The organism is Bacillus sp. THAF10, from assembly GCF_009363695.1.
Taxonomy (GTDB): Bacteria; Bacillota; Bacilli; order Bacillales; family Bacillaceae_I; genus Sutcliffiella_A.
This window is the reverse complement of sequence record NZ_CP045403.1, coordinates 2,249,198-2,271,287: the sequence shown is the minus strand read 5'-3', so window position 1 is coordinate 2,271,287 and position 22,090 is coordinate 2,249,198. Positions and strand designations below refer to the sequence as shown.

The 22,090-nt window shown below is 39.4% G+C and carries 24 protein-coding genes; all 24 read left to right on the top strand.

Annotated features, from left to right (window positions below; genetic code table 11):
* The first annotated feature begins 18 nt into the window (after window positions 1-18).
* The 24 genes from mtrB to qcrB all read left to right on the top strand — a co-directional run bounded on the left by mtrB (window position 19) and on the right by qcrB (window position 22,054).
* Window positions 19-240, top strand: a complete 222-nt coding sequence (mtrB, locus tag FIU87_RS11845; protein WP_152444790.1) for a trp RNA-binding attenuation protein MtrB — start codon at window positions 19-21, stop codon at window positions 238-240.
* A gap of 185 nt (window positions 241-425) precedes the next feature.
* A complete protein-coding gene (locus FIU87_RS11840; RefSeq protein ID WP_172971043.1) occupies window positions 426-1,244 on the top strand; it encodes a heptaprenyl diphosphate synthase component 1 in 819 nt (272 codons plus the stop codon).
* A gap of 3 nt (window positions 1,245-1,247) precedes the next feature.
* A complete protein-coding gene (gene menG, locus FIU87_RS11835; protein WP_152444788.1) occupies window positions 1,248-1,961 on the top strand; it encodes a demethylmenaquinone methyltransferase in 714 nt (237 codons plus the stop codon).
* A gap of 18 nt (window positions 1,962-1,979) precedes the next feature.
* Window positions 1,980-2,942: a heptaprenyl diphosphate synthase component II gene (gene hepT / locus FIU87_RS11830; protein WP_152444787.1), complete on the top strand. Its 963-nt coding sequence runs from the start codon at window positions 1,980-1,982 to the stop codon at window positions 2,940-2,942.
* A 294-nt stretch (window positions 2,943-3,236) separates the two neighbouring features.
* Window positions 3,237-3,683 (top strand): nucleoside-diphosphate kinase, encoded by a 447-nt coding sequence (gene ndk, locus FIU87_RS11825; protein WP_152444786.1) that lies wholly within the window; start codon window positions 3,237-3,239, stop codon window positions 3,681-3,683.
* A 107-nt stretch (window positions 3,684-3,790) separates the two neighbouring features.
* Window positions 3,791-4,573, top strand: coding sequence for a CheR family methyltransferase (locus FIU87_RS11820; RefSeq protein WP_152444785.1), 783 nt, complete (start codon window positions 3,791-3,793; stop codon window positions 4,571-4,573).
* 158 nt (window positions 4,574-4,731) lie between these two features.
* A complete protein-coding gene (gene aroC / locus FIU87_RS11815; RefSeq protein WP_152444784.1) occupies window positions 4,732-5,904 on the top strand; it encodes a chorismate synthase in 1,173 nt (390 codons plus the stop codon).
* Window position 5,905: 1 nt separating this feature from the next.
* Window positions 5,906-6,982, top strand: coding sequence for a 3-dehydroquinate synthase (aroB, locus tag FIU87_RS11810; RefSeq protein WP_152446529.1), 1,077 nt, complete (start codon window positions 5,906-5,908; stop codon window positions 6,980-6,982).
* Between the two features lie 26 nt (window positions 6,983-7,008).
* Window positions 7,009-7,389 carry a chorismate mutase gene (aroH, locus tag FIU87_RS11805; protein ID WP_152444783.1) on the top strand — a complete coding sequence of 127 codons (381 nt, stop codon included), beginning with the start codon at window positions 7,009-7,011 and terminating at the stop codon, window positions 7,387-7,389.
* Window positions 7,390-7,653: 264 nt separating this feature from the next.
* On the top strand, window positions 7,654-9,174 hold the full coding sequence (gene trpE, locus FIU87_RS11800) for an anthranilate synthase component I (RefSeq protein WP_152444782.1): 1,521 nt from the start codon (window positions 7,654-7,656) through the stop codon (window positions 9,172-9,174).
* A complete protein-coding gene (gene trpD, locus FIU87_RS11795) occupies window positions 9,167-10,192 on the top strand; it encodes an anthranilate phosphoribosyltransferase (protein ID WP_152444781.1) in 1,026 nt (341 codons plus the stop codon). Before trpE ends, trpD begins: the two co-directional genes overlap by 8 nt.
* Complete coding sequence (gene trpC, locus FIU87_RS11790) at window positions 10,182-10,946, top strand: indole-3-glycerol phosphate synthase TrpC (RefSeq protein ID WP_152444780.1); 765 nt, start codon at window positions 10,182-10,184, stop codon at window positions 10,944-10,946. The genes trpD and trpC overlap by 11 nt, the downstream gene beginning before the upstream one ends.
* Window positions 10,939-11,601: a phosphoribosylanthranilate isomerase gene (locus FIU87_RS11785; protein ID WP_152444779.1), complete on the top strand. Its 663-nt coding sequence runs from the start codon at window positions 10,939-10,941 to the stop codon at window positions 11,599-11,601. Before trpC ends, FIU87_RS11785 begins: the two co-directional genes overlap by 8 nt.
* The gene (gene trpB, locus FIU87_RS11780) at window positions 11,576-12,775 is read left to right on the top strand and encodes a tryptophan synthase subunit beta (protein ID WP_152446528.1); all 1,200 of its coding nucleotides are present in this window, start codon (window positions 11,576-11,578) and stop codon (window positions 12,773-12,775) included. The genes FIU87_RS11785 and trpB overlap by 26 nt, the downstream gene beginning before the upstream one ends.
* Window positions 12,772-13,578, top strand: a complete 807-nt coding sequence (gene trpA / locus FIU87_RS11775) for a tryptophan synthase subunit alpha (protein WP_152444778.1) — start codon at window positions 12,772-12,774, stop codon at window positions 13,576-13,578. Before trpB ends, trpA begins: the two co-directional genes overlap by 4 nt.
* Before the next feature lie 8 nt (window positions 13,579-13,586).
* Window positions 13,587-14,681 carry a histidinol-phosphate transaminase gene (hisC, locus tag FIU87_RS11770; RefSeq protein WP_152444777.1) on the top strand — a complete coding sequence of 365 codons (1,095 nt, stop codon included), beginning with the start codon at window positions 13,587-13,589 and terminating at the stop codon, window positions 14,679-14,681.
* 60 nt (window positions 14,682-14,741) lie between these two features.
* On the top strand, window positions 14,742-15,854 hold the full coding sequence (locus tag FIU87_RS11765; protein ID WP_152444776.1) for a prephenate dehydrogenase: 1,113 nt from the start codon (window positions 14,742-14,744) through the stop codon (window positions 15,852-15,854).
* Window positions 15,855-15,872: 18 nt separating this feature from the next.
* Window positions 15,873-17,165, top strand: a complete 1,293-nt coding sequence (gene aroA, locus FIU87_RS11760) for a 3-phosphoshikimate 1-carboxyvinyltransferase (RefSeq protein WP_152444775.1) — start codon at window positions 15,873-15,875, stop codon at window positions 17,163-17,165.
* 106 nt (window positions 17,166-17,271) lie between these two features.
* The gene (locus FIU87_RS11755; RefSeq protein ID WP_152444774.1) at window positions 17,272-18,180 is read left to right on the top strand and encodes a hypothetical protein; all 909 of its coding nucleotides are present in this window, start codon (window positions 17,272-17,274) and stop codon (window positions 18,178-18,180) included.
* 18 nt (window positions 18,181-18,198) lie between these two features.
* Window positions 18,199-19,458 carry a tetratricopeptide repeat protein gene (locus FIU87_RS11750; RefSeq protein ID WP_152444773.1) on the top strand — a complete coding sequence of 420 codons (1,260 nt, stop codon included), beginning with the start codon at window positions 18,199-18,201 and terminating at the stop codon, window positions 19,456-19,458.
* A 32-nt stretch (window positions 19,459-19,490) separates the two neighbouring features.
* Window positions 19,491-20,027: a ReoY family proteolytic degradation factor gene (locus FIU87_RS11745; RefSeq protein WP_152446527.1), complete on the top strand. Its 537-nt coding sequence runs from the start codon at window positions 19,491-19,493 to the stop codon at window positions 20,025-20,027.
* Window positions 20,028-20,160: 133 nt separating this feature from the next.
* Window positions 20,161-20,619: a YpiF family protein gene (locus FIU87_RS11740; protein WP_152446526.1), complete on the top strand. Its 459-nt coding sequence runs from the start codon at window positions 20,161-20,163 to the stop codon at window positions 20,617-20,619.
* Between the two features lie 247 nt (window positions 20,620-20,866).
* Complete coding sequence (locus FIU87_RS11735; protein ID WP_152444772.1) at window positions 20,867-21,376, top strand: Rieske (2Fe-2S) protein; 510 nt, start codon at window positions 20,867-20,869, stop codon at window positions 21,374-21,376.
* Between the two features lie 3 nt (window positions 21,377-21,379).
* Window positions 21,380-22,054 carry a menaquinol-cytochrome c reductase cytochrome b subunit gene (gene qcrB, locus FIU87_RS11730; protein WP_152444771.1) on the top strand — a complete coding sequence of 225 codons (675 nt, stop codon included), beginning with the start codon at window positions 21,380-21,382 and terminating at the stop codon, window positions 22,052-22,054.
* Window positions 22,055-22,090: the final 36 nt, after the last annotated feature.

The following is a 22,090-nucleotide window of genomic DNA, read 5'->3' as shown; positions in this document are numbered from 1 at the left end:
ATATAAAGGAGGATTGCTATGAGTCAGACAAACTCAAACGATTTTATTGTGATAAAAGCAAAAGAAGACGGGGTGAGCGTTATTGGTTTAACTCGTGGCACAGACACCAGGTTTCATCATTCCGAAAAGCTTGATAAAGGAGAGATAATGATCGCCCAGTTCACAGAACATACCTCAGCAATTAAAATCAGAGGAAAAGCGCTCATTCAATCTTCCCACGGTGAAATGGAAACAGACTAAAGTAAAATGTTGAAAGCAGATGAATACATTATTTCTCTGCTTTTCTTATTTTTTAGACCGTTTCAGGGGTAAACTATAGAAAATCGCGTATTTTAGACAATAGGCACCCCTTATGTGCTATAATTAACACTGTCTATTTTGGATTTTGCTTATCTAGTGAAATCAGGGAACAAGGGTGGTCTTTCGTGAGTCATATACATATTTTATCTATAAAAGAAAAGCTGCATAGCTTAATTACACATCCATACTTAATAAAACATATTGAATATCCAATCGTTGATGATGACAAGCTCTTGCTTCTTTATTCCATCCTGGAGGAGATTGATATGCCACAGGATAAGAAGGAGCAATACATACTTTCTACGATGCTTGTTCAAATCGCCCTTGATACTCATGATATGGTAGCAAATTCAAAGGCCAATCAGCTGGAAGAGGATCAAGTGATCAATCAACAATTGACTGTTCTAGCAGGAGATTATTATAGTGGTCTTTACTACAGACTACTTGCAGAGGTAAATGATGTTTCGATGATTAAAACATTGGCTCACGCCATAAAACAAATCAATGAACATAAAATTGCTTATTACCAAAAGGATTTAGAAGGCATGGAGATCTTAATGGAAAGCATCACAAAAATTGAGTCCTCCCTTATAGAATCGGTATCATGTTATTTCTCTAATGTTCTATTAAAAGATTTGAGTGCAAACTTCTTGTTGTTAAAGCGCTTAATATTGGAGAGGAACCTTTTTTGCAAAGAGAATTCCTCGTTTCTCTTTGAAACGATAAGGAGAATCTCATTTGCCAAAGGAGAGAAACAAGAAATCTCCAAAGACCAGGATACGTATTTGCTTTATATGTTGGACAGGTACATCGAGCATATTAGTAAAACGATAAATGCTCTGATGAAATCCTTGCCGAATAAAAATAAACTATTGGAAACAAGAATAGAAGAATTATTCTTTGAAGTACCATTCTCGTCTAAAAAGTATGTGGAAGAAGGGTAAGCGATGCAACAACCATCAAAGGAAGAAAGAGTTCATCGTGTTTTTGAAAAAATATATAAAAATTATGATCAAATGAATTCTGTCATTAGTTTTCAGCGTCATATCGCATGGCGTAAAGACACGATGAGACGAATGAATGTTCAAAAGGGTGCAAGCGCTTTAGATGTCTGCTGTGGCACAGGTGATTGGGCAATATCTATGGCAGAAGCTGTTGGATCAAACGGAAAAGTCACTGGACTAGACTTTAGTGAAAATATGCTCTCTATTGGGAAAGAAAAAGTGAAAAAACTCGGAATGGAAAACCTCGAATTAGTGCACGGCAATGCGATGGCTCTTCCATTTGAAGATGATTCGTTCGACTATGTTACCATTGGTTTTGGACTTAGGAATGTTCCAGACTACTATCAGGTATTAAAAGAAATGTACCGAGTCGTAAAGCCAGGAGGACAAGTCGTATGCCTAGAGACTTCCCAACCGACAATGCCTATTTTCAGGCAAGTATATTTTTTGTATTTTGGTTACATGATGCCTTTTTTGGGAAAGGTCTTTGCAAAAAGCTACAAAGAATATGCATGGCTACATGAATCTGCAAAGGATTTTCCAGGTATGAAAGAACTAAAGGAAATGTTTGAAGAAGTAGGTTTCCGTCCAGTAGATGTCAAGGCTTATACAGGTGGAGTTGCTGCCATGCATTTAGGAGTAAAACCTAAAAATTAATGTTTAAAGGTGACCTGCATGAAATTAAAGATGATGTATTCTTTTTTAAATAATGATTTGCAAGTTATTGAAGATGAATTGGTTTCCACCATTCAGTCTGAAAGAGCATTACTGCAAGAGGCGTCTATGCACTTGCTGCAAGCTGGAGGGAAAAGAATCCGTCCTGTTTTTGTATTGCTTGCAGCGAAGCTAGGTGACTATAATATCCAAAAGGTAAAAGATGTTGCTGTTGCACTCGAACTGATTCACATGGCTTCTTTAGTGCATGATGATGTTATTGATGATGCGGAAATTAGACGAGGAAAACCAACGATAAAATCCAAATGGGATAACCGAATTGCAATGTATACGGGCGATTATATTTTTGCCCGTTCGCTCGAATTAATGACCAATGTGGAGAGCATCGAAGCTCACCGTATTTTATCAAACACCATTGTGGAACTATGCAAAGGTGAGATTGAACAAATTAGAGATAAATACAATTATGATCAAGACCTCCGTACCTACCTTCGTAGAATCAAAAGAAAAACCGCCATCCTTATTGCTGTAAGTTGTCAGCTGGGAGCAATCGCAGCAAATGTTCCCGAAGATGTGCATAAAAGACTTTACTGGTTCGGATATTACGTAGGGATGTCCTTTCAAATTACCGACGATATTTTAGATTTTACTTCCACCGAAAAAGAGTTAGGCAAGCCAGCCGGAAGTGATCTCCTTCAAGGAAATGTGACATTACCAGCTTTATATGCGATGGAGAACAAAAAGTTAAATCAAAAAATTCGTCAAGTCAATGAAAGTACATCTCCAGAAGAGATAAAAGAAATTATTAAAGATATTAAGGAGTCAGATGGTATTTCTCGGTCTTTTGCCCTTAGTGACCGTTATCTTCAAAAGGCATTCTTAGAGCTTGAGATGCTCCCAGCAGGAGTTGCCAAAAGAACGTTTAATAATATTGCCAAATATATCGGAAAACGGAAATATTAGGCTCTTTTCTAAAAGATTGTTGCTAAAAACTGAAGAAAAAGTCGCCTTAGGACTTTTTCCACTCATTAAGTAAAGGGAATTTGCTACATATTTATTTATCCCTTCACGAAAAGAGAACGACAGCAACCTTGATTACGGAGGTATAAAATATACCCAGAGCAAAAAAAATGCGAAAACAGCCAAATATTAAGATAATTCTCCATCTTCTGTTGCGATTCTATAAAAAGCGTGATATATTTTGATAGGTTAGAGTTTACCTAACCTTACATAATCGTAATGGGGTGGAGAATTATTATGGAAAAAACATTTTTAATGGTGAAGCCTGATGGCGTACAACGTAACTTAATCGGGGAGATTGTTTCTCGTTTTGAAAAAAAAGGCTTTCAACTTGTTGGGGCAAAATTAATGCAAATCCCTACAGAACTTGCAGAAGAGCATTACGGTGAACATAAAGAGCGTCCGTTCTTTGGAGAGCTTGTAGATTTCATCACTTCTGGTCCTGTATTCGCTATGGTTTGGCAAGGTGAAAATGTAATCGCTACCGCGCGTCAAATGATGGGCGCTACAAACCCTAAAGATGCAGCACCTGGAACCATTCGTGGTGAATATGCTGTTATCGTTGGAAAGAACATTATTCATGGTTCTGATTCTCCAGAGAGTGCAGAGCGTGAAATTGGTCTTTTCTTCAACGGCGAAGGTATTGTAGAATACAAACGTGACATTGATAGCTGGGTAAACTAATACCACTATAAATTGAAAACGCTTTAGCAAGCAAAACACCTTTTCTATTATCATGGAGGAGGTGTTTTGCTTTATCATACATATAACTACTTATAGAAGAGAAAGAGATGAATATATTGAGGGACGATTACACGATGTTCATAGAAAAAATAAAAAGGAAAACAGGAATTGATCTTTCTTTATACAAAGAGGGGCAAATGAAACGAAGACTGACATCCCTCTATGAAAAAAGCGGCTATGATAGCTTCTTAACGTACTATCAAGCACTTGATTCTGATCACAAAGAGCTTCATACATTCCTCGACAGAATGACCATAAACGTCTCTGAATTCTACCGAAATTATAATCGCTGGGAAATACTAGAGAAAAAGATTCTCCCAGATATTATTCAACAAGAAAAACGACCGAAAGTGTGGAGTGCGGCCTGTTCAACAGGTGAGGAGCCGTACACTCTTGCAATGGTGTTAAGTAATTTTATGCCTTTTGGTAGCTTTCAGGTTTTAGCTACAGATATCGATGAAAACGCCATAGCCCGAGCAAAACTCGCCACTTATCAAGAACGGGTATTACAGGAAGTCCCTCTAGATAAGAAAGAGCGTTTTTTTACCACGCAAAACGGTCTTTATAAAGTAACAGAAAATGTGAAAAAATCGGTACTCTTTAAAAAGCAAAACCTTCTTGCAGACCCCTTTGAAAAGGATTTGAGTTTAATCGTTTGTCGCAATGTGCTTATCTACTTTACAGAAGAAGCAAAGGAACATCTTTATCATAAATTTAGTAAGGCTTTGAAAAAGGGTGGCATATTATTTGTAGGAAGCACAGAGCAGATTTTTCAGCCAGCAAAATATGGTTTTGAAGTGGTAGATACCTTCTTTTATCGAAAAAAATAAAAGTTGCCATAGGCAGCTTTTTTTATTGAACGTGCATGCTTTTTTCTAAGTCTGCTTTTTTTTACTAGTACAATCCGCTACACTTATGGTATAGTATTACATAATTATTTTACTTACACGCTTAAAAGCTTTAAAGAGATAAAGGAGAGCTGATAAGAATGAGATATTTAACAGCAGGCGAGTCACATGGACCACAATTAACAACCATTTTAGAAGGAGTTCCAGCCGGTCTACCATTAACGGTAGATGATATTAATGAAGATCTCGCCAGACGCCAAAAAGGCCATGGCCGAGGAAGAAGAATGCAGATTGAAAAGGATACCGTTCAAATTTTAAGTGGTGTTCGTCATGGTTACACACTAGGTTCCCCAATCACCTTAGCTGTAGTAAATGATGATTGGAAGCATTGGACGAAAATTATGGGCATAGAAGCCATTTCAGATGAAGCACAAGAAGAGGTAAAGCGAAAAGTAACCAAGCCTCGCCCAGGTCACGCAGACCTTAATGGCGCGATTAAATATGGCCATCGAGATATGCGGAATGTTCTTGAACGCTCTTCAGCACGGGAAACGACAGTCAGAGTGGCTGCAGGTGCCGTTGCTAGAAAATTTCTAGCAGAGCTTGGAATAGTAGTAGCAGGGCATGTGACAGAAATTGGTGGAGTAAAAGCTGCGCCAAAAGAAATTAAAAGTCTTCGTGATCTAAAAGAGAAAACAGAAGCATCTCCAGTTCGCTGTTATGACAAGGTGGTAGAGCAGGAAATGATGGATGCCATTGATACTGCTAAACAAAATGGAGATTCCATTGGTGGAATAGTCGAAGTTATTGTTGAAGGAATCCCAGCTGGTGTCGGAAGCTATGTACATTACGACCGAAAGCTTGATGCGAAGCTAGCAGCAGCTGTGATGAGCATCAATGCTTTTAAGGGTGTTGAGTTTGGAGTAGGCTTTAAAGCTGCAAGTCTTCCAGGTAGCAAAGTGCATGATGAAATTGCATGGAGTGAAGAGCGCGGATATTACAGGCTCTCCAATAATTTAGGTGGCTTTGAAGGCGGTATGACAACTGGCATGCCGATTGTGGTAAAAGGAGTAATGAAACCAATTCCTACGCTTTATAAACCACTACAAAGTGTGGACATCGATACGAAAGAGCCTTTCCAAGCAAGTATCGAGCGATCGGACAGTTGTGCCGTACCTGCCGCTAGTGTTGTAGCAGAAGCAGTAGTTGCTTTTGAAATAGCCAAGGCGATTGTAGAACAATTTGGACAGGATCAAATGAATTCTATCAGAGAAAATGTACAAAGGATGCGAGAAGATGCTAGAAGGTTCTAACATCAAAGAGATTTGTGTGCAGACTGAAACAAAGACCTATCCTGTTTTAGTTGGAAGAAAGGCTTCTACTCATCTTCACGACATTTTACAAAGAATTCCAAACAAGCCATCCAAACTTTTAATTGTAACAGATGATTGTGTAGAGAGGCTTTATCTTCCTTCGATTGTGTCACAGCTAAGCGATGCTTACACTGTTCATACGTTCGTACTGAAACACGGCGAAGATGCAAAATCCTTTGAAAATTTTTATGCTATTCAAACAGTAGCTTTAGAAAAAGGACTAGATCGTCATTCCGCAATTCTTGCCCTTGGTGGAGGAGTTGTTGGAGACATTGCCGGCTTTGTTGCTTCTACCTTTATGCGAGGAATTTCCTTTATCCAACTTCCTACTACACTGCTTGCGCATGATAGTGCAGTAGGGGGAAAGGTGGCTATCAACCATCCACTTGGGAAAAACATGATAGGCTCCTTTTATCAACCAGAAGCGGTAGTGTATGATGTGAACTTTTTGCAAAGCCTTCCAAAAGAAGAATTGCGCTCTGGATTTGCAGAGGTAATCAAGCATAGTCTAATTTGGGATGCTGCCTTCTATAAGTGGTTAAGACATGAAGTATTTACAATGGACGACCTAACTCCCGAGCGTTTACTTGTTTGCCTTGAAAATGGCATAAAAATAAAAGCAGAAGTGGTTGCACAGGATGAAAAAGAACAAGGGTTAAGAGCTATTTTAAACTTTGGTCATACGCTTGGTCATGCACTTGAAGCTTCTTACGGCTACGGTAAGATATCTCATGGTGACGGTGTGGCACTTGGTATGCTATTTGCAACGAAATTAAGCGAACGGCTAAATCCAGAGCTTGTGCTGTCAGAAGAAATGAGTGCTTACTGGAAAATGCTAGGCTTCCCAACTTCTATTAAGAGTGATTTGACACCTTCCCAGATACTAGAATGGATGAAAAAAGACAAGAAAACAAAAGATGGTCATATACATATGGTATTGATGGAGAAAGTGGGCCATGTAAAGGTCAAGAAGGTGCAGGATGATCTCATTTTAGATGTATTAAGTGAGTGCTATTAAGAAGCTTATGGTAAAGGGGGAATTCGGTGATTAGAGGAATTAGAGGTGCTACAACGGTGGTACAGAATTCAGAAAACGAAATTATTGGAAAAACAGAGGAATTATTACACAAGATGATTGCTGCTAATCGCATTGATCCAGACGCCGTTGCTCAGGTTCTGATTTCTGTCACGGAGGATATAACTGCATGTTTTCCTGCAAAAGCATTGAGAAAGTTTGCTGGATGGGATTATGTTCCGGTTATGTGCACGAGAGAAATTGCTGTGCCAGATTCTTTGCCCTTCTGCATTAGAGTGATGCTGACAGTTAATACAGAAATAGAACAGAAGAACGTGCATCATGTCTATTTACATGATGCAGTTTCACTAAGACCTGATTTGAATCAGACAATTTCAGTTGACAATTAAAGGCACCTGTCATAGAGTATGGAGTAAGTAATTGTTAGATTTTTAGATTAGTGTAAGTTAGTTTTAGTTTAGGGCGAAAGCGCCAATATTTGTTAGAGTCGAGTTGAGAAGAGAATAGCTGAGAATGAGTAGAGCTGAGGTTAGGATGTATATTGATTTATATACCCAAAGACTATCCTCTGTCTTTGGGTTTTTATTTTTTCCTCATTCTTTCACACCTCTATATGTTGCTCATTCTCCATTTCTAAAAATGGAGGAGATACGATGCACACTCAAGCGTTTGCTACTTTTTTGAAAGATAGCAAATCATGTAAAACTATCCCAATTGTTGAAACATTTTTTGAAGATACCTTAACACCTGTAGCCATCTTTCAGCGTTTAAGGGAACAAGCTTCCTATATTCTTGAAAGCAAGGAACCTAATTCGGAATGGGCAAGATTTTCATTTATCGGTCTGAACCCTTTTATGAAAATAATAGCCACAAATGCCACAATAGAGTTGAAAAAAACGGGCTCAGGAGAAGTGTTATATTCCTCACCTAGTCTAAAAAAGGTATTAGAGCACACGAATAGTCTTTTGCAAGTGAAGCTTTTGGATAAAAAACTGGGCTTTACAGGGGGAGCAGTTGGCTACTTGAGCTACGATTTTATCCCAAGTATGGAGAAGGTTCCCGTCCATCCTCAATATGGTGGAGAACCGACAGTCAACCTCTTATATTGTGAAGATATTGTCGTATGCGATCATAAAAAAAATGAATTGCATTTCATTCATTACATCCGCTTGAACGGAAAAGAAAGTAAGAATGAGTTAGAACAACGTTATTCCGATGCGAAAAGACTTATAGCCCAAAACGTACAGAAGCTAAGAGTACGAGCAGAATCAGAAAGCTTAATTGAGAGTCATGAAGATAAAGAGAAACTTCCGGTTCATTCTAATTACACAAAGGCAAGCTTTTTAGCTCATGTTGATAAAATTAAGGACTATATACAAGCAGGTGACATTTTTCAATGCGTTTTATCTCAGCGCTTTGAGCTACAAGCAAACATGGATGGCTTTGATGTATATCGTGTGCTTAGAAAACAAAATCCTTCTCCATATCTATTTTACCTAGTGTTTGATGACATGGAGTTAATTGGAAGTTCACCAGAACGGCTAATTCAAATTCAAGATAACAAGCTTGAAATACACCCGATTGCAGGAACTCGCAAAAGAGGAGAGTCAACAAAAGCAGACCAACTGCTTGCAAAAGAACTTCTAGAAGATGAAAAAGAGCAGGCAGAGCATTATATGCTTGTGGATCTTGCAAGAAATGATTTAGGAAGAGTAGCCCGTTATGGTTCTGTGGAAACGCCGGTTATTAAAGAGCTAGTTTATTTTTCTCGAGTAATGCATCTGATCTCAATTGTTACTGCAGAACTGAAGGAAACTTACTCTCCTGTAGATGCCTTGCTCGCAGCATTTCCAGCTGGAACGGTGTCAGGTGCTCCAAAGGTGAGAGCGATGCAAATACTACAGGAATTGGAGCCCTCAAGCCGTAATACCTACGCTGGAGCTATCTGTTATATAGGCTTTGATGGCAATATTGATTCCTGCATTACCATTCGGACCATTCAGAAAAAAGGAAGCTCCTTTTATGTGCAAGCTGGAGCTGGAGTTGTCGCTGATTCTGTTCCAGAGCTGGAATGGGAGGAAACGATTAATAAGGCTTCTGCATTAATTGAGACCATTCAAATAGCAAACAACTATTTTTCCAAAGATACGGAAGGGGCGTTGCCACATGTTTAAGGGTTACTTAACAAAGCTTATTGAAGGGAAACAACTCTCCAGTAAAGAAGCAGAACACGCCATGGACTTAATGATGAACGGGGTAGTAACCTCTAGTCAGATTGCCAGCTTTATCTCCATTCTTCGTTTTAGAGGAGAAAGTGAGGGGGAAATGCTCGGTTTTACCAAGGCGATGCGAAACCATATGAAACCAATTAATTATGCGCATCCTCACTTAATTGATACATGCGGTACCGGCGGTGATGGTGCCTCAACGTTTAATATTTCCACTGCTGCAGCCATCGTAGCAGCAAGTGGAGGTGCAAAGGTAGCCAAACATGGGAATAGGGCGGTCTCTTCTGCGAGTGGAAGTGCTGATGTGCTAGAGCTTCTTCAAGTACCAGTACAGCAATCATTAGTAGAGGCTACCTCTACACTAGAGGAAAAAGGAATGAGCTTTCTATTTGCACCAATCTATCACGAAGCCATGAAGCATGCGGTGGCACCTAGAAAAGAAATTGGATTTCGAACTATATTTAATTTACTTGGACCATTAGCCAATCCCGTAAGATGTAAAAAACAAGTGATTGGGGTGTTTTCTAAGGAATACGCTCATAAGATGGCCAAGGTACTTCAAGAGCTTGGATCTGAGCATGTGATGATTGTGTGCGGTGAGGACGGGTTAGACGAGCTTTCTATCGCAGCAAATACTCATGTAGTGGAAGTGAAAGATGGAAGAATAACCTCCTATACAATCTCCCCAGAGGATGTAGGTTTGGAAAAGGGTCGCATGGAGGATATACAAGTCATAAATAGTAGGCAAAGTGCAACTTTAATTCACAAAATTTTTACAAATACAGCCAATAAAAGTGCAAAACAGATTGTTTGTTTCAATGCGGGAGCAGCTCTTTATGTCTCAGGGCTTGTAAAGGATCTCAAAAGTGGGGTTACACTTGCAAAGGATTTAGTGGAAAATGGTGAGCCGTATCGCTTGCTAGCGAAACTTCAATGTAAGGGAGTGAATGAGCTTGTTAACTAAAATTGTCCAAACAAAAAAACAGGAAGTGGCAAGCTTGGTGCTGCCACCAACAAAAAAAGTGGCAAAATATTCTTTCTATGACGCACTGAAAAACCCAAAAAGGAACATAGGGGTTATTGCTGAGATGAAAAAAGCATCTCCTTCAAAAGGAGTGTTAAAAGAGAGGTATTCTCCTATTGATATTGGTGCCGAATATGAAAAAGTAGGGGTGGATTGCATATCCGTTTTAACAGATCAGAGTTATTTTAAAGGCTCTAAGCATGATCTAATGACTGTGAAAGAAACCACTCAGCTGCCCGTTTTACGTAAGGATTTTATAATCGATTCCTTGCAAATTGAAGAAAGTGTAAGAATTGGTGCAGATGCAATTCTTTTAATAGCGGAAATTTTGCCAGATGAAACATTAGTAAAATTTTATGAGATGGCGATGGAAAAAGGGTTAGATGTACTAGTCGAAGTTCATAGCCTTAAGCGTTTAAAGTCCATGCTAAATACCTTTACGCCGAAAATCATCGGTGTGAACAACCGGGATTTACAGACCTTCACCACTTCAACAAATACAACAAGAGAGCTTGCGGAGTTTATTCCCCCCGAATCGTTGCTAGTTAGCGAGAGTGGTATTTTAACATCGGGAGATTTACAACAAGTGTCAGAGTACGGCGCAAACGCTGTCTTAGTAGGAGAAGCATTTATGAAGGATATTTCTCCGGGGATAGGGGTTAAAAGACTATTTGGTGAGAGTATTCATGTCTAATACCTTATTAAAATACTGTGGAATAAAAAGCCGTGATGATTATTTTAAAGCGCGACAATCCAAAGCGAATTATCTTGGATTTATATTTGCCGATAGTAAACGCCAGGTTCAATCTAAACAGGTTGCAAGCTGGTTAAAGGAAAATCCACCTGGAGACAAAAAGCTTGTTGGTGTATTTGTCAATCAAGCAATAACAGAGATTGTTCAGATAACAAAAGAAGTCCATCTTGATGTTATACAATGCCATGGAGAGGAAGAACCTTCCTTTATTAAAGAGCTAAAAGAAAGCACGAACGCAGAAATTTGGAAGGTCATCCACCATAAGAGCCAAGAACAGTTTAATCTAGCACCCTACAAAGATCTTATACAAGGCATCGTAGTTGACAGTAAAAAGGGTAGTCAATACGGAGGAACAGGAACCCGCTTTGATTGGGAGGCTATACCACACTACCAAAGGCAGGCTAAAGAAATTAGTATTCCCTGTTTTATCGCAGGTGGAGTGAATGGTGAAACAATTGAAGAGTTACTTTCGTATCAACCTGAAGGCATTGATATTTCAAGCGGTATCGAAACGGATTTTAGCAAGGATGTAGCAAAAATGAATTTCATAGAAAGTAAGGTGAAGCATGATGAAACAAGTACAGAGTCCAGATAGCTTTGGTAGGTTCGGAGAGTTCGGCGGTAAATATGTCCCAGAAACATTGATGGTACCTCTTGAAGAACTGGAGGAAGGACTTAAGGAGGCGTTAGAGGACCCGGCATTTCTAGAAGATTATCATTATTATTTAAGAGAATATTCCGGTAGACCTACCGCCCTTACCTATGCTGAAAAACTTACAAGCTATCTTGGTGGTGCGAAAATCTATTTAAAAAGAGAAGATTTGAATCACACAGGAGCACATAAAATAAATAATGCCATTGGCCAGGCGCTACTTGCAAAAAGACTAGGGAAAAAGAAAATTATTGCAGAAACCGGTGCCGGACAGCATGGTGTGGCCGCCGCAACGGTGGCAGCGAAATTCGGTCTTGAATGCAAGGTGTTTATGGGAGAAGAAGATATAGAGCGGCAAGCATTAAATGTTTTTCGCATGAAGCTTTTAGGTGCAGAGGTGATACCGGCAACGAGCGGAAACAAGACATTAAAGGATGCTACAAACGAAGCAATCCGTTATTGGGTTCAGCATTGTGAGGATCATTTTTACATGATCGGCTCTGTGGTTGGTCCTCATCCATATCCTTTCATGGTACGTGAATTCCAACGTGTCATTGGGGAAGAGTCCAAAAAACAAATTCTTGAAAAAGAAGGCAAACTCCCAGATAAAATTGTTGCATGCGTTGGGGGCGGTTCTAATGCTATTGGGATGTTTGCTCCTTTCATTCATGATGACGTTCTCCTAATTGGGGTTGAAGCAGCCGGGAAGGGAATTGATACCCCTCTTCATGCGGCCACTCTGACAAAAGGAACAAAAGGGGTCATTCACGGATCTATGACTTATCTCATACAAGATGAACATGGACAAATTGTGGAGCCTTATTCCATTTCAGCAGGACTTGATTATCCTGGGATTGGGCCTGAGCATGCCTATCTAAAAGAAAGTAACAGGGTACACTATGAAAGCGTCACGGACTCAGAAGCACTAGATGCTCTTCATTTATTGGCTAAAGAAGAGGGCATTATCCCAGCTATTGAATCTGCACATGCTCTAGCAACTGCCTTTAAGGAAGCTCGTAAAATGGAGAAACAGGAGTCCATTCTAATATGCTTATCAGGAAGAGGAGACAAGGATGTGCATACGCTAATGAAAGAGATGGAAGGGGAGAAAAAATGACAACATATACGGAACGATTACCAGATCATCAGAAATTATTTATTCCATTTATTATGTCAGGTGACCCCACTCCTGAACTAACCATTAAGCTAGCCCTAAAGCTACAAGAGGCAGGTGCTTCTGTTCTTGAACTGGGTGTACCTTATTCTGATCCTCTAGCTGATGGACCAGTCATTCAACGAGCATCTAAACGTGCTCTAATGCATAGCATGACGATAAGAAAAACGATGGAGCTTGCCGGAGAAATGCGTCAAAGAGGTCTGAAAATTCCGGTGATTCTCTTTACGTACTACAATCCTGTGTTACAATTAGGAGAAGAATCCTTTTTCGCTTTAGCGAAGGAAAATAATATTGATGGTCTTCTTATTCCTGACCTACCATTTGAGGAAAGTGAGAGAATACGCGAGCAGTGCAACAAGCATGCTTTGACGTATATTTCCTTAGTGGCACGAACTTCCAAAAGTAGAATGAACAGAATAACTGAGAATGCTCAAGGCTTTCTCTATTGTATTTCCTCCCTTGGAGTAACGGGTGTAAGGAAGGACTTTTCCTCTGATCTTCATGAATTTTTAGAAGATGTGCAACAGAAAAGCCAAGTTCCGGTAGCGGTTGGTTTTGGGGTTTCGACATCTGAGCAAGTAAAAGCATTAAAGCCTTATTGTGATGGAATTGTAGTCGGAAGTGCCATCATTAAAATGGTGGAAGAGGATTTAGAGCAATTTAAAATCAACGAGGACGAGACACTTAGAAAATTCAAACACAAAATAGAGGAGCTTATTTCTCCCCTTTTAGCAGAAAGGTGATGCTTTAAATGGATGTAAAAAAACAACTTTTAGATTTAACGCCTTATAAGCCTGGAAAACCAATGGATGAGGTGAAAAGGGAACTGGGCTTAGAAAAAATTGTGAAGCTTGCTTCTAATGAAAATCCATTCGGTTGTTCCAAGAGCGTTCATAGTGCCTTACTGAAACAACTGGCAGCTTCAGCAACCTATCCCGACGGGTATGCAAGGACGCTTAGGGAGGCATTGGCAGCACATCTTTCTGTTGGTGAGAAACAGCTCATTTTTGGAAATGGTTCAGATGAAGTCATTCAAATCATCTGCCGTGCCCTTTTATCACCAGAGAAAAACACCGTCATGCCAACACCTAGTTTTCCACAATACAAGCATAATGCTGTCATTGAAGGTGCGGAAATAAGAGAGGTTCCTCTATTAGATGGTTACCACCAATTGGATGAAATGCTTAAACAAATAGACGATCGTACTGCCATTGTTTGGTTGTGCAGTCCTAATAATCCGACAGGAACGTATATAAAGGAAGAATTGCTATATTCTTTCTTAAAGAAAGTACCGAAGAAAACACTTGTGGTAATTGATGAGGCCTATAATGAATATGTAACAGCCTCAGACTACCCAGACACACTAAAATGGTTAAACGAATTTCCAAATTTATTGATAACTCGTACTTTCTCAAAAGCATATGGGCTTGCAAGTTTCCGTATTGGCTATGGCATAGCTCAGGAGAGGTTATTACAGCAAATTGAACCGGTAAGAGAGCCTTTCAATACAAACTCCATGGCTCAAGCAGCTGCAACAGCAGGAATTAGCGACCAGGAATTTATTCGTGAATGTGTGAAAAAAAATAAAGAAGGACTAGAACAATTTTATGCATTCTGTAAAGAAACGAAGCTAGCATATTATCCTTCAGAAGGAAACTTTATCTTAATTGATTTTGAAACAGATTCAGATATCCTATTTGATTATTTATTGCATAAAGGATATATTGTTCGTTCCGGAAAAGCACTTGGTTTTCCTACTTGCTTGCGTATCACCATTGGAACATATGAGCAAAATGAGGAAATCATCTCACATTTGAAAGAATACAAATTGAAGCAGGCTATTTAGTAGAGAGGAGAAAGGCTCCTCTCTATTTACATATCGATACAACAGCAGGTGGTGAAGGAAATGAAAGGAAAAGTAGTAGTGATTGGACTTGGACTCATCGGTGGTTCAATCGCTCTTGCAATAAAAAAAGAGCATCCTCAAAGCTACATAACTGGCTTTGATATCAATGAACAACAAGCAAAACTTGCTAAGTCACTAAAAGTAGTAGATGATTATTGCGAGTCTTATGAGCAAGCAGCTTTAGAAGCAGACTTTATCGTGATATCCGTTCCAGTTATGCAAGCAACAGAAGTGTTAAAAAAGCTTAGTCAGCTAACCTATGAAAAAGAGCAAGTGATTATTACAGATGTTGGAAGTACTAAGAAAAAGCTTACGTTGCTTGCTTCTACCCTTTTTACTCAAAAAAATGTAAGCTTTATAGGTGGGCATCCGATGGCAGGTTCGCACAAAAGCGGAATAACAGCTGCTAAAAGCCATCTTTTTGAAAATGCCTTTTATGTATTGACTCCTGCAAGTCCAGAACTAAGCCATAAAGAAGTGGCTTTAACGAAAATGTGGCTCGCTGGGACAAAAGCTAATTTTGTTTCGATGTCTGCAGAAGAGCATGATTTTGCGGCGGGTGTGATCAGTCACTTTCCTCATATCGTTGCCGCTGGGCTCGTTCATCAGGCTGAGGAAATGCAACAGCAAAATGCTTTTGTAACAAGACTTGCAGCAGGGGGATTCCGTGATATTACGCGAATAGCATCCAGTAACCCTACGATGTGGAAGGATATTCTTTTGCATAATAAAGAAACACTCCTCTTACTTTTAGATCAATGGATGGGTCAAATGGAAGCGGTCAAACAAAACCTTCTAATGGAAAATGAGGACTATTTCTATACGTTTTTTCAAGATGCAAAGCAATTCAGAGATGATCTCCCTGTAAAGTCCAAAGGAGCAATCCCTTCTTTTTACGACTTATATGTGGATGTACCAGATTACCCTGGGATTATTTCCGAAATAACTGGATACCTAGCAAAGGAACAGATTAGCATCACCAATATACGAATTATGGAGACCAGAGAAGAAATTTATGGAGTGCTACGCTTAAGCTTCCAATCAGAGGAAGATAGACAAAGAGCCGAAGAATGTCTCAAGCAGTATACTATGTATGAAACCTATATCGTGTAGATCGGAGAGTGGAGGTAAATGAACAAACTAACAGATGTCGCTTCAGGTTTAACGGGTACCATCCGAATACCTGGTGATAAATCTATTTCACATCGCTCTGTCATGTTTGGGGCATTGGCAAAAGGAACAACGACGGTAGAAAATTTCCTGCCTGGTGCTGATTGCCTGAGTACCATTAGCTGTTTTGAAAAGCTTGGTGTGAAAATAGAAAGAACAGGGACAGAAGTGACTATTAACGGAGAAGGACTTGAGAAGTTAAAAGAACCCTCCGAAATTTTAGATGTCGGCAACTCGGGAACAACAGCACGGTTAATGATGGGTATTTTATCAGGATTATCCCTACATAGCGTTGTGATTGGAGACGAATCTATTGCTAAAAGGCCAATGAAGCGAGTAACAGAACCCCTAAGACAGATGGGAGCAAGAATTCAAGGTAATCAAGATGGAAACTTTACTCCCATTTCTATTCAAGGAGGAAAGCTTCAGGCAATAGAGTATGTTTCCCCTGTTGCAAGCGCCCAAGTTAAGTCTGCGATCCTCTTAGCTGGCCTCCAAGCGGATGGAATCACAACAGTAAAAGAGCCGTTTAAATCTCGTGACCATACCGAACGAATGCTACGGGCATTTAGAGTAGAGGTGGAAGAAAGGGATGATTTGAGTGTTTCCATAAGGGGTGGGCAAGCACTTGTGTCCAATCAACATATTGTCGTACCAGGTGACATCTCCTCTGCTGCATTTTTCCTTGTGGCTGGAGCGATTGTACCTGATAGTAAGATAACTCTCCAAAAGGTAGGATTAAACCCAACTCGTACTGGAATTCTGGAAGTGTTAGAGAACATGGGAGCCAAGATTTCTTATAGCAACGAGGAAAAAAACGGTCCAGAGCCTTATGCAGATATTACAGTGGAAACATCGTCATTACACGGAGTAGAAATTGGTGGCAACATCATCCCGCGCTTAATTGACGAAATTCCAGTTATTGCATTAATGGCAACACAAGCAAATGGGACTACTGTGATTAAGAACGCAGAGGAATTAAAGGTAAAAGAAACAAATCGTATTGACACGGTGGTGAATGAGCTAACGAAGCTTGGGGCCAATATTCAAGCCACAGAAGATGGAATGGTCATTCACGGAAGAACCCCGTTAACTGGTGCTAAGCTAGAAAGCTATGGCGATCACCGAATTGGCATGATGGGTGCTATCGCTAGCCTTATTGCCAAAGGAGAAACAACCTTGAATAACCCTGAAGCAATCAACGTGTCCTATCCAGACTTCTTTGCTCATATTGAGGAATTACGAAAAGGATAAACGGTAAAAGCCTCTTCAATGGAGGCTTTTACTTATATTAATTACCATTCATATCTTCTAGGCATCCTGCATAGCTTGTCTTAAGACAAACGAAAAGGAGGATGCTATGGAATACTTGATGGAAGATGTTAATGTTCTAAAACTAAACAAAAACCTCCAACAAACGAACATCTATGTTAAACATCATAAGATTCATTATATGAAAGAAAATCCTTATCCTAACAAAGGTACCATGAAAATGAACCTTGCTTCCTACCTCTTAACACCAGGTCATGTTATGCTTTTGGACATGGAAGATCACATGCCTTTTCAACCATTCAAAACCCACCTTACTCTTCACTATTTAAAAAAGGGCTGCACGTCTCTTTTATGTTTATTTTCAGTAGAACGAGAACGCGACTTTGGCATCCGTTTAAAAAAGGCAAGGACAAGCATGCTTAACAGTCCTTTAGACTTTTATTTTGCTATTCGAATACCAATTAGAAAACTTACCACCTCTCTACTAAGACAATGTAAACGTCATAAAATAGCGGCTGTATTTCTAGAATTGGAGGATGAGACTGAATTACATTCCATACCTTGGGGTTGGATAAAGGATGCTCTTTATCAATTTCCTATAACATTTTTGCCATGCTTAAGGAATGTCTCACCGGCAAAGCGGAACAAAAAGAAAAAAGAGTGGAACATGGTAATGAAAAATGAAAGGCTTTCCCACTCAAGAGATTGTCCGAAAGAAGCTGCTCCTCTTGAAATGGATCTCCTAATGAAAATTGGTATCTATCCTTCAAAAGGAGATTTGCGAGTTGGTGGCGAATTAGATTATAACCTCTATCTAGTGCCAGAAGGTCATATCATTGAAACAATTCAAAATCTGGATTATGATAGTCATATTCCAGAGGTTACCGTGCATAATGGAACCATTATTCATTCTGGGAATCATGTATTATTTCGCCCGGGATTCGGAAAAGAATGTAAGGTAAGTGTTCCTGGCCATTTTTTACTTGAAAAGTTTTAAACGAAGGAAGGTAGTAATTTGTCACATACACTAATAGATCAAGCACTAGAACTAATAGATAATGGAGAAACCGAAAAAGGATTAGCACTATTAAAAGAAAATGAAACCAAGCTTGGTGAAGAGGATTTGTTCCAAACAGCACAAATATACCAGCAGTTAGGTATGCTCGAGGAAGCAAAGGAAATCTTCCAGAACCTCCTTTACCAATTTCCAAACGAGCCAGATTTAATTATTTCCCTTGCCGAGGTTCATATCGATCTTGATAATGAGGATGAGGCAATCGCACTTCTTGAGAATATCTCAAACGATGAAGATGTTTACCTACAATCCTTGCTATTGTTAGCAGACCTATATCAGGCACAGGGACTTTTTGAGGTAAGTGAAAACAAATTACTTTCTGCAGAAAAACTTGCTCCAAAAGAACCGATTATCAGCCTGGCATTAGCAGAGCTAAATCTTTCACAAGGTGATTACAAAAAAGCAATACCGTATTATGAAAGAGTTGCAAACCAAGCTGATGAATTGGAGTTCCCGATAGAGGAAAGGCTAGCCGAATGTTACAGTGCTACTGGTCAATTTGAAGAAGCAATGCCATACTATGACCAAGCCTTGCAGAAACAGTTGAAAATTGACGTATTATTTCAGTACGGATTTACCGCGTTTCAGGCAGGATATTTTAAGACATGTATCGAAAAACTTAAACAGGTAAAAGAATTGGATCATGAATATTCTTCCCTTTACTTATACCTTGCAAAAGCATATGAGCATGAAGGAATGCTTCAAGAAAGTCTCCATTCAGCAAAAGAAGGCTTAACGGTGAATGAATTTAACAAGGAGCTTCAATTATATGGAGCTAAGGTTGCAATCAAGCAGCAGAATATCTCAGAAGCTGAAAAACTGTTGCGTGATGCAATCGCGATAGATCCTGGATATGTGGAGGCTGCTTTAACATTAACGAAGCTTTTCCTCCAAGAAGAGCGTTTTGACGATGTGGTGGATACCCTACAGGAGCTCATCCGGTTTGGGGAAACGGATCCTCAGTATGACTGGGACCTTGCAGTTGCTTATCAGAACCTAGAAAAATATTCTGATGCATTAAACCATTACCGTCATGCATATACTTCTTTTAAAGAAGACAGCAGCTTCCTACATGATTATGTGTATTTCTTGTTAGAGGAAGGAAAGCGAGAAGAAGCAAAACCGCTTATTGAAAAGCTAATACAACTAGACCCAACTAATATAGAATGGCAAGACTTGTATTTAAATTTACAAGAGTAACGAATAATCTACGCAGAGGAGGGACGATAGTTGTGGCTACCCCTGTATCTGTCAACGAGAAGAAGGACTTTATAAGGTGGTTCTTAGGAAACTATCAGTTAAAAAGACGAGAGTGTGTATGGATTTTAAACTATTTGATGAGTCATGACCAATTGATGAAGAAAGTTCATTTTGTTGAGCAAGCGCAGTTCTGTCCAAGAGGAATCATCATGTCAACCCATTGTGTAGAAGAAGTACCATTCCGATTCTATAAAGAAAATGTCATGACTACAGATGCTGAAAAGTCCTTCCACGACATCCGTCTTAATCGAGATGAAGACATTTACATTCAATTAAATTTCAGATCGGTCTATCATTCTCCACAATATGCTGCAGTTCTTGAAGATAATCCGTTCATGCCAAAGCAGTCCCAAATTAACGAAAAGGACCGTATTTTAGCAGAACGTATGCTAGAGGAGTCCATTTATACCTTTCAAAAAGAAAAGCTTCTTAAAATGATTGATGAAGCCCTAGACCGTCAGGACCAAGAAGCATTTGTAAAACTGACAGACCAATTAAAGAGATTATAAAACCCTGCTGATTTGGCAGGGTTTTGTTTTTATTAAAGGCGGTGTTGAAACGTATAAATATTTGACCTATACAATCACAAATCATATAGTTAAAGAACAAATAAAACCTAGTAGAAAGAGCTGAATGCAAACGATGAAATGGTCAAGCAAAGATATCTCCCAATACGTACAAGCAAGAGAATATATTGATACGGTGGTGCTTCCTTTAATTCCGATAAATTTTAAAGAAAACATCCAAACCCTTGCCTCCCAAGGAGAATATATAACGATACTAAGTTACGAATTAGAACGCCAGTTCAAAGGTAGAATCATCCTCATGCCATCATACAGCTATCCTGAAGATTTGACAGAGGAACAAAAAATCGCTCACCTACATGCTCTATCGCTTCATATGAAAGAAAGCGGAGTAAAGCATGTATTCCTTTTAACCTCCGATAGCACATGGATTCAACATGAACAACAGCTTGAAGGGAAGCTAATATGGCTTCCAGCTATTCCGATGCAGGATATGGAAGAGAAATATCAACAAAAAATCATCCAAGACCAAATGAATCAGCTGCTCCCAATGTTTATTCAAAAATGGCAGAATTAAAAAATATTTTCAGCGCAAAATAATCTTAAAGTATACCTTTTAGCAGAATAATTTTTTAAAAGCAATAGAAATGGATGAAAAAAATCAGACTCTCAGAAATAAGTCACAACCTTGCCATTTTTTCAAGGCAGGAGATTATTGACCTTAGGACAAGATTGATATATCATGAGAATGTCCTAGTTTTCTATGTGTTAATCATCTACTGTCCGTATTGGACTTAGTTCTTCTTATAGAGGGGGGAAAACAATTGAGTGAGAAAAACCATCGCGTGTCTAGACGTCAATTCTTAAACTATACCCTGACTGGTGTAGGCGGTTTCATGGCTGCAGGAATGCTTATGCCAATGGTCCGTTTTGCAATTGACCCAGTTTTAAAAGCTGGTACGGAGCAAGATTTAGTACCCGTTTGTGAAGAGAGTGAATTAACTGCGGAACCGCAAAGCTTCCCTTTCAAGATTAAGCAAGTGGATGCCTGGTACGAATCTGAAGAGCCAAGAACAGCTTGGATTTACAAGGATGGAAATGGCAAAATCGTTGCTTTATCTCCAGTGTGTAAACACCTTGGCTGTACGGTAAACTGGGGATCAGATCCTAAAAACCCAGATAAATTCTTCTGTCCATGCCACTACGGGTTATACGAAAAGAATGGTAACAACGTTCCAAATACACCACCACTTTCTCCACTTGATGTCTATGTGCATGAAGTGAAAGATGGAGTAGTGTATTTAGGTAGCGCGAAGCCAAAAGGGGAGGCGTAATAATTGTTAAACAAGATTTATGATTGGGTTGACGAAAGACTAGATATTACGCCGATGTGGCGCGATATTGCGGACCATGAGGTTCCTGAACACGTAAACCCTGCACATCACTTCTCCGCATTTGTATATTGCTTCGGAGGATTAACCTTCTTCGTAACAGTCATTCAAGTACTATCAGGAATGTTTTTGACAATGTATTATGTTCCAGATATCAAAAATGCGTGGGAATCTGTTTATTATTTACAAAATGAAGTAGCGTTCGGTCAAATCGTGCGCGGTATGCATCACTGGGGCGCCAGTCTTGTTATTGTAATGATGTTCTTACATACACTGCGTGTTTTCTTCCAAGGTGCATATAAAAAACCACGTGAGCTTAACTGGGTGGTAGGGGTACTTATCTTCTTCGTTATGCTTGGTCTTGGTTTTACTGGCTATTTATTACCTTGGGATATGAAAGCGTTATTCGCAACAAAAGTAGGTTTAGAGATCGCTGCAGCAACTCCATTAATTGGGGACATGGTAAAAACATTACTTGCTGGGCATCCAGAAATCGTTGGTGCACAAACACTAACACGTTTCTTTGCGATTCATGTCTTCTTCTTACCTGCAGCTCTATTTGGTTTAATGGGAGCTCACTTTGTCATGATTCGTAAACAAGGTATCTCTGGACCGCTATAAGAACCATTATTTTGATAACAAAGGAGGGGAACCTAT

Excerpts from the sequence above, each read along its gene's own strand:
- mtrB (WP_152444790.1), top strand. The coding sequence starts at position 19 with ATGAGTCAGACAAACTCAAACGATTTTATTGTGATAAAAGCAAAAGAA.
- menG (WP_152444788.1), top strand. The coding sequence starts at position 1,248 with ATGCAACAACCATCAAAGGAAGAAAGAGTTCATCGTGTTTTTGAAAAA.
- hepT (WP_152444787.1), top strand. The coding sequence starts at position 1,980 with ATGAAATTAAAGATGATGTATTCTTTTTTAAATAATGATTTGCAAGTT.
- ndk (WP_152444786.1), top strand. The coding sequence starts at position 3,237 with ATGGAAAAAACATTTTTAATGGTGAAGCCTGATGGCGTACAACGTAAC.
- FIU87_RS11820 (WP_152444785.1), top strand. The coding sequence starts at position 3,791 with ATGAATATATTGAGGGACGATTACACGATGTTCATAGAAAAAATAAAA.
- aroC (WP_152444784.1), top strand. The coding sequence starts at position 4,732 with ATGAGATATTTAACAGCAGGCGAGTCACATGGACCACAATTAACAACC.
- trpE (WP_152444782.1), top strand. The coding sequence starts at position 7,654 with ATGCACACTCAAGCGTTTGCTACTTTTTTGAAAGATAGCAAATCATGT.
- trpD (WP_152444781.1), top strand. The coding sequence starts at position 9,167 with ATGTTTAAGGGTTACTTAACAAAGCTTATTGAAGGGAAACAACTCTCC.
- FIU87_RS11785 (WP_152444779.1), top strand. The coding sequence starts at position 10,939 with ATGTCTAATACCTTATTAAAATACTGTGGAATAAAAAGCCGTGATGAT.
- trpB (WP_152446528.1), top strand. The coding sequence starts at position 11,576 with ATGAAACAAGTACAGAGTCCAGATAGCTTTGGTAGGTTCGGAGAGTTC.
- trpA (WP_152444778.1), top strand. The coding sequence starts at position 12,772 with ATGACAACATATACGGAACGATTACCAGATCATCAGAAATTATTTATT.
- hisC (WP_152444777.1), top strand. The coding sequence starts at position 13,587 with ATGGATGTAAAAAAACAACTTTTAGATTTAACGCCTTATAAGCCTGGA.
- FIU87_RS11765 (WP_152444776.1), top strand. The coding sequence starts at position 14,742 with ATGAAAGGAAAAGTAGTAGTGATTGGACTTGGACTCATCGGTGGTTCA.
- aroA (WP_152444775.1), top strand. The coding sequence starts at position 15,873 with ATGAACAAACTAACAGATGTCGCTTCAGGTTTAACGGGTACCATCCGA.
- FIU87_RS11755 (WP_152444774.1), top strand. The coding sequence starts at position 17,272 with ATGGAATACTTGATGGAAGATGTTAATGTTCTAAAACTAAACAAAAAC.
- FIU87_RS11740 (WP_152446526.1), top strand. The coding sequence starts at position 20,161 with ATGAAATGGTCAAGCAAAGATATCTCCCAATACGTACAAGCAAGAGAA.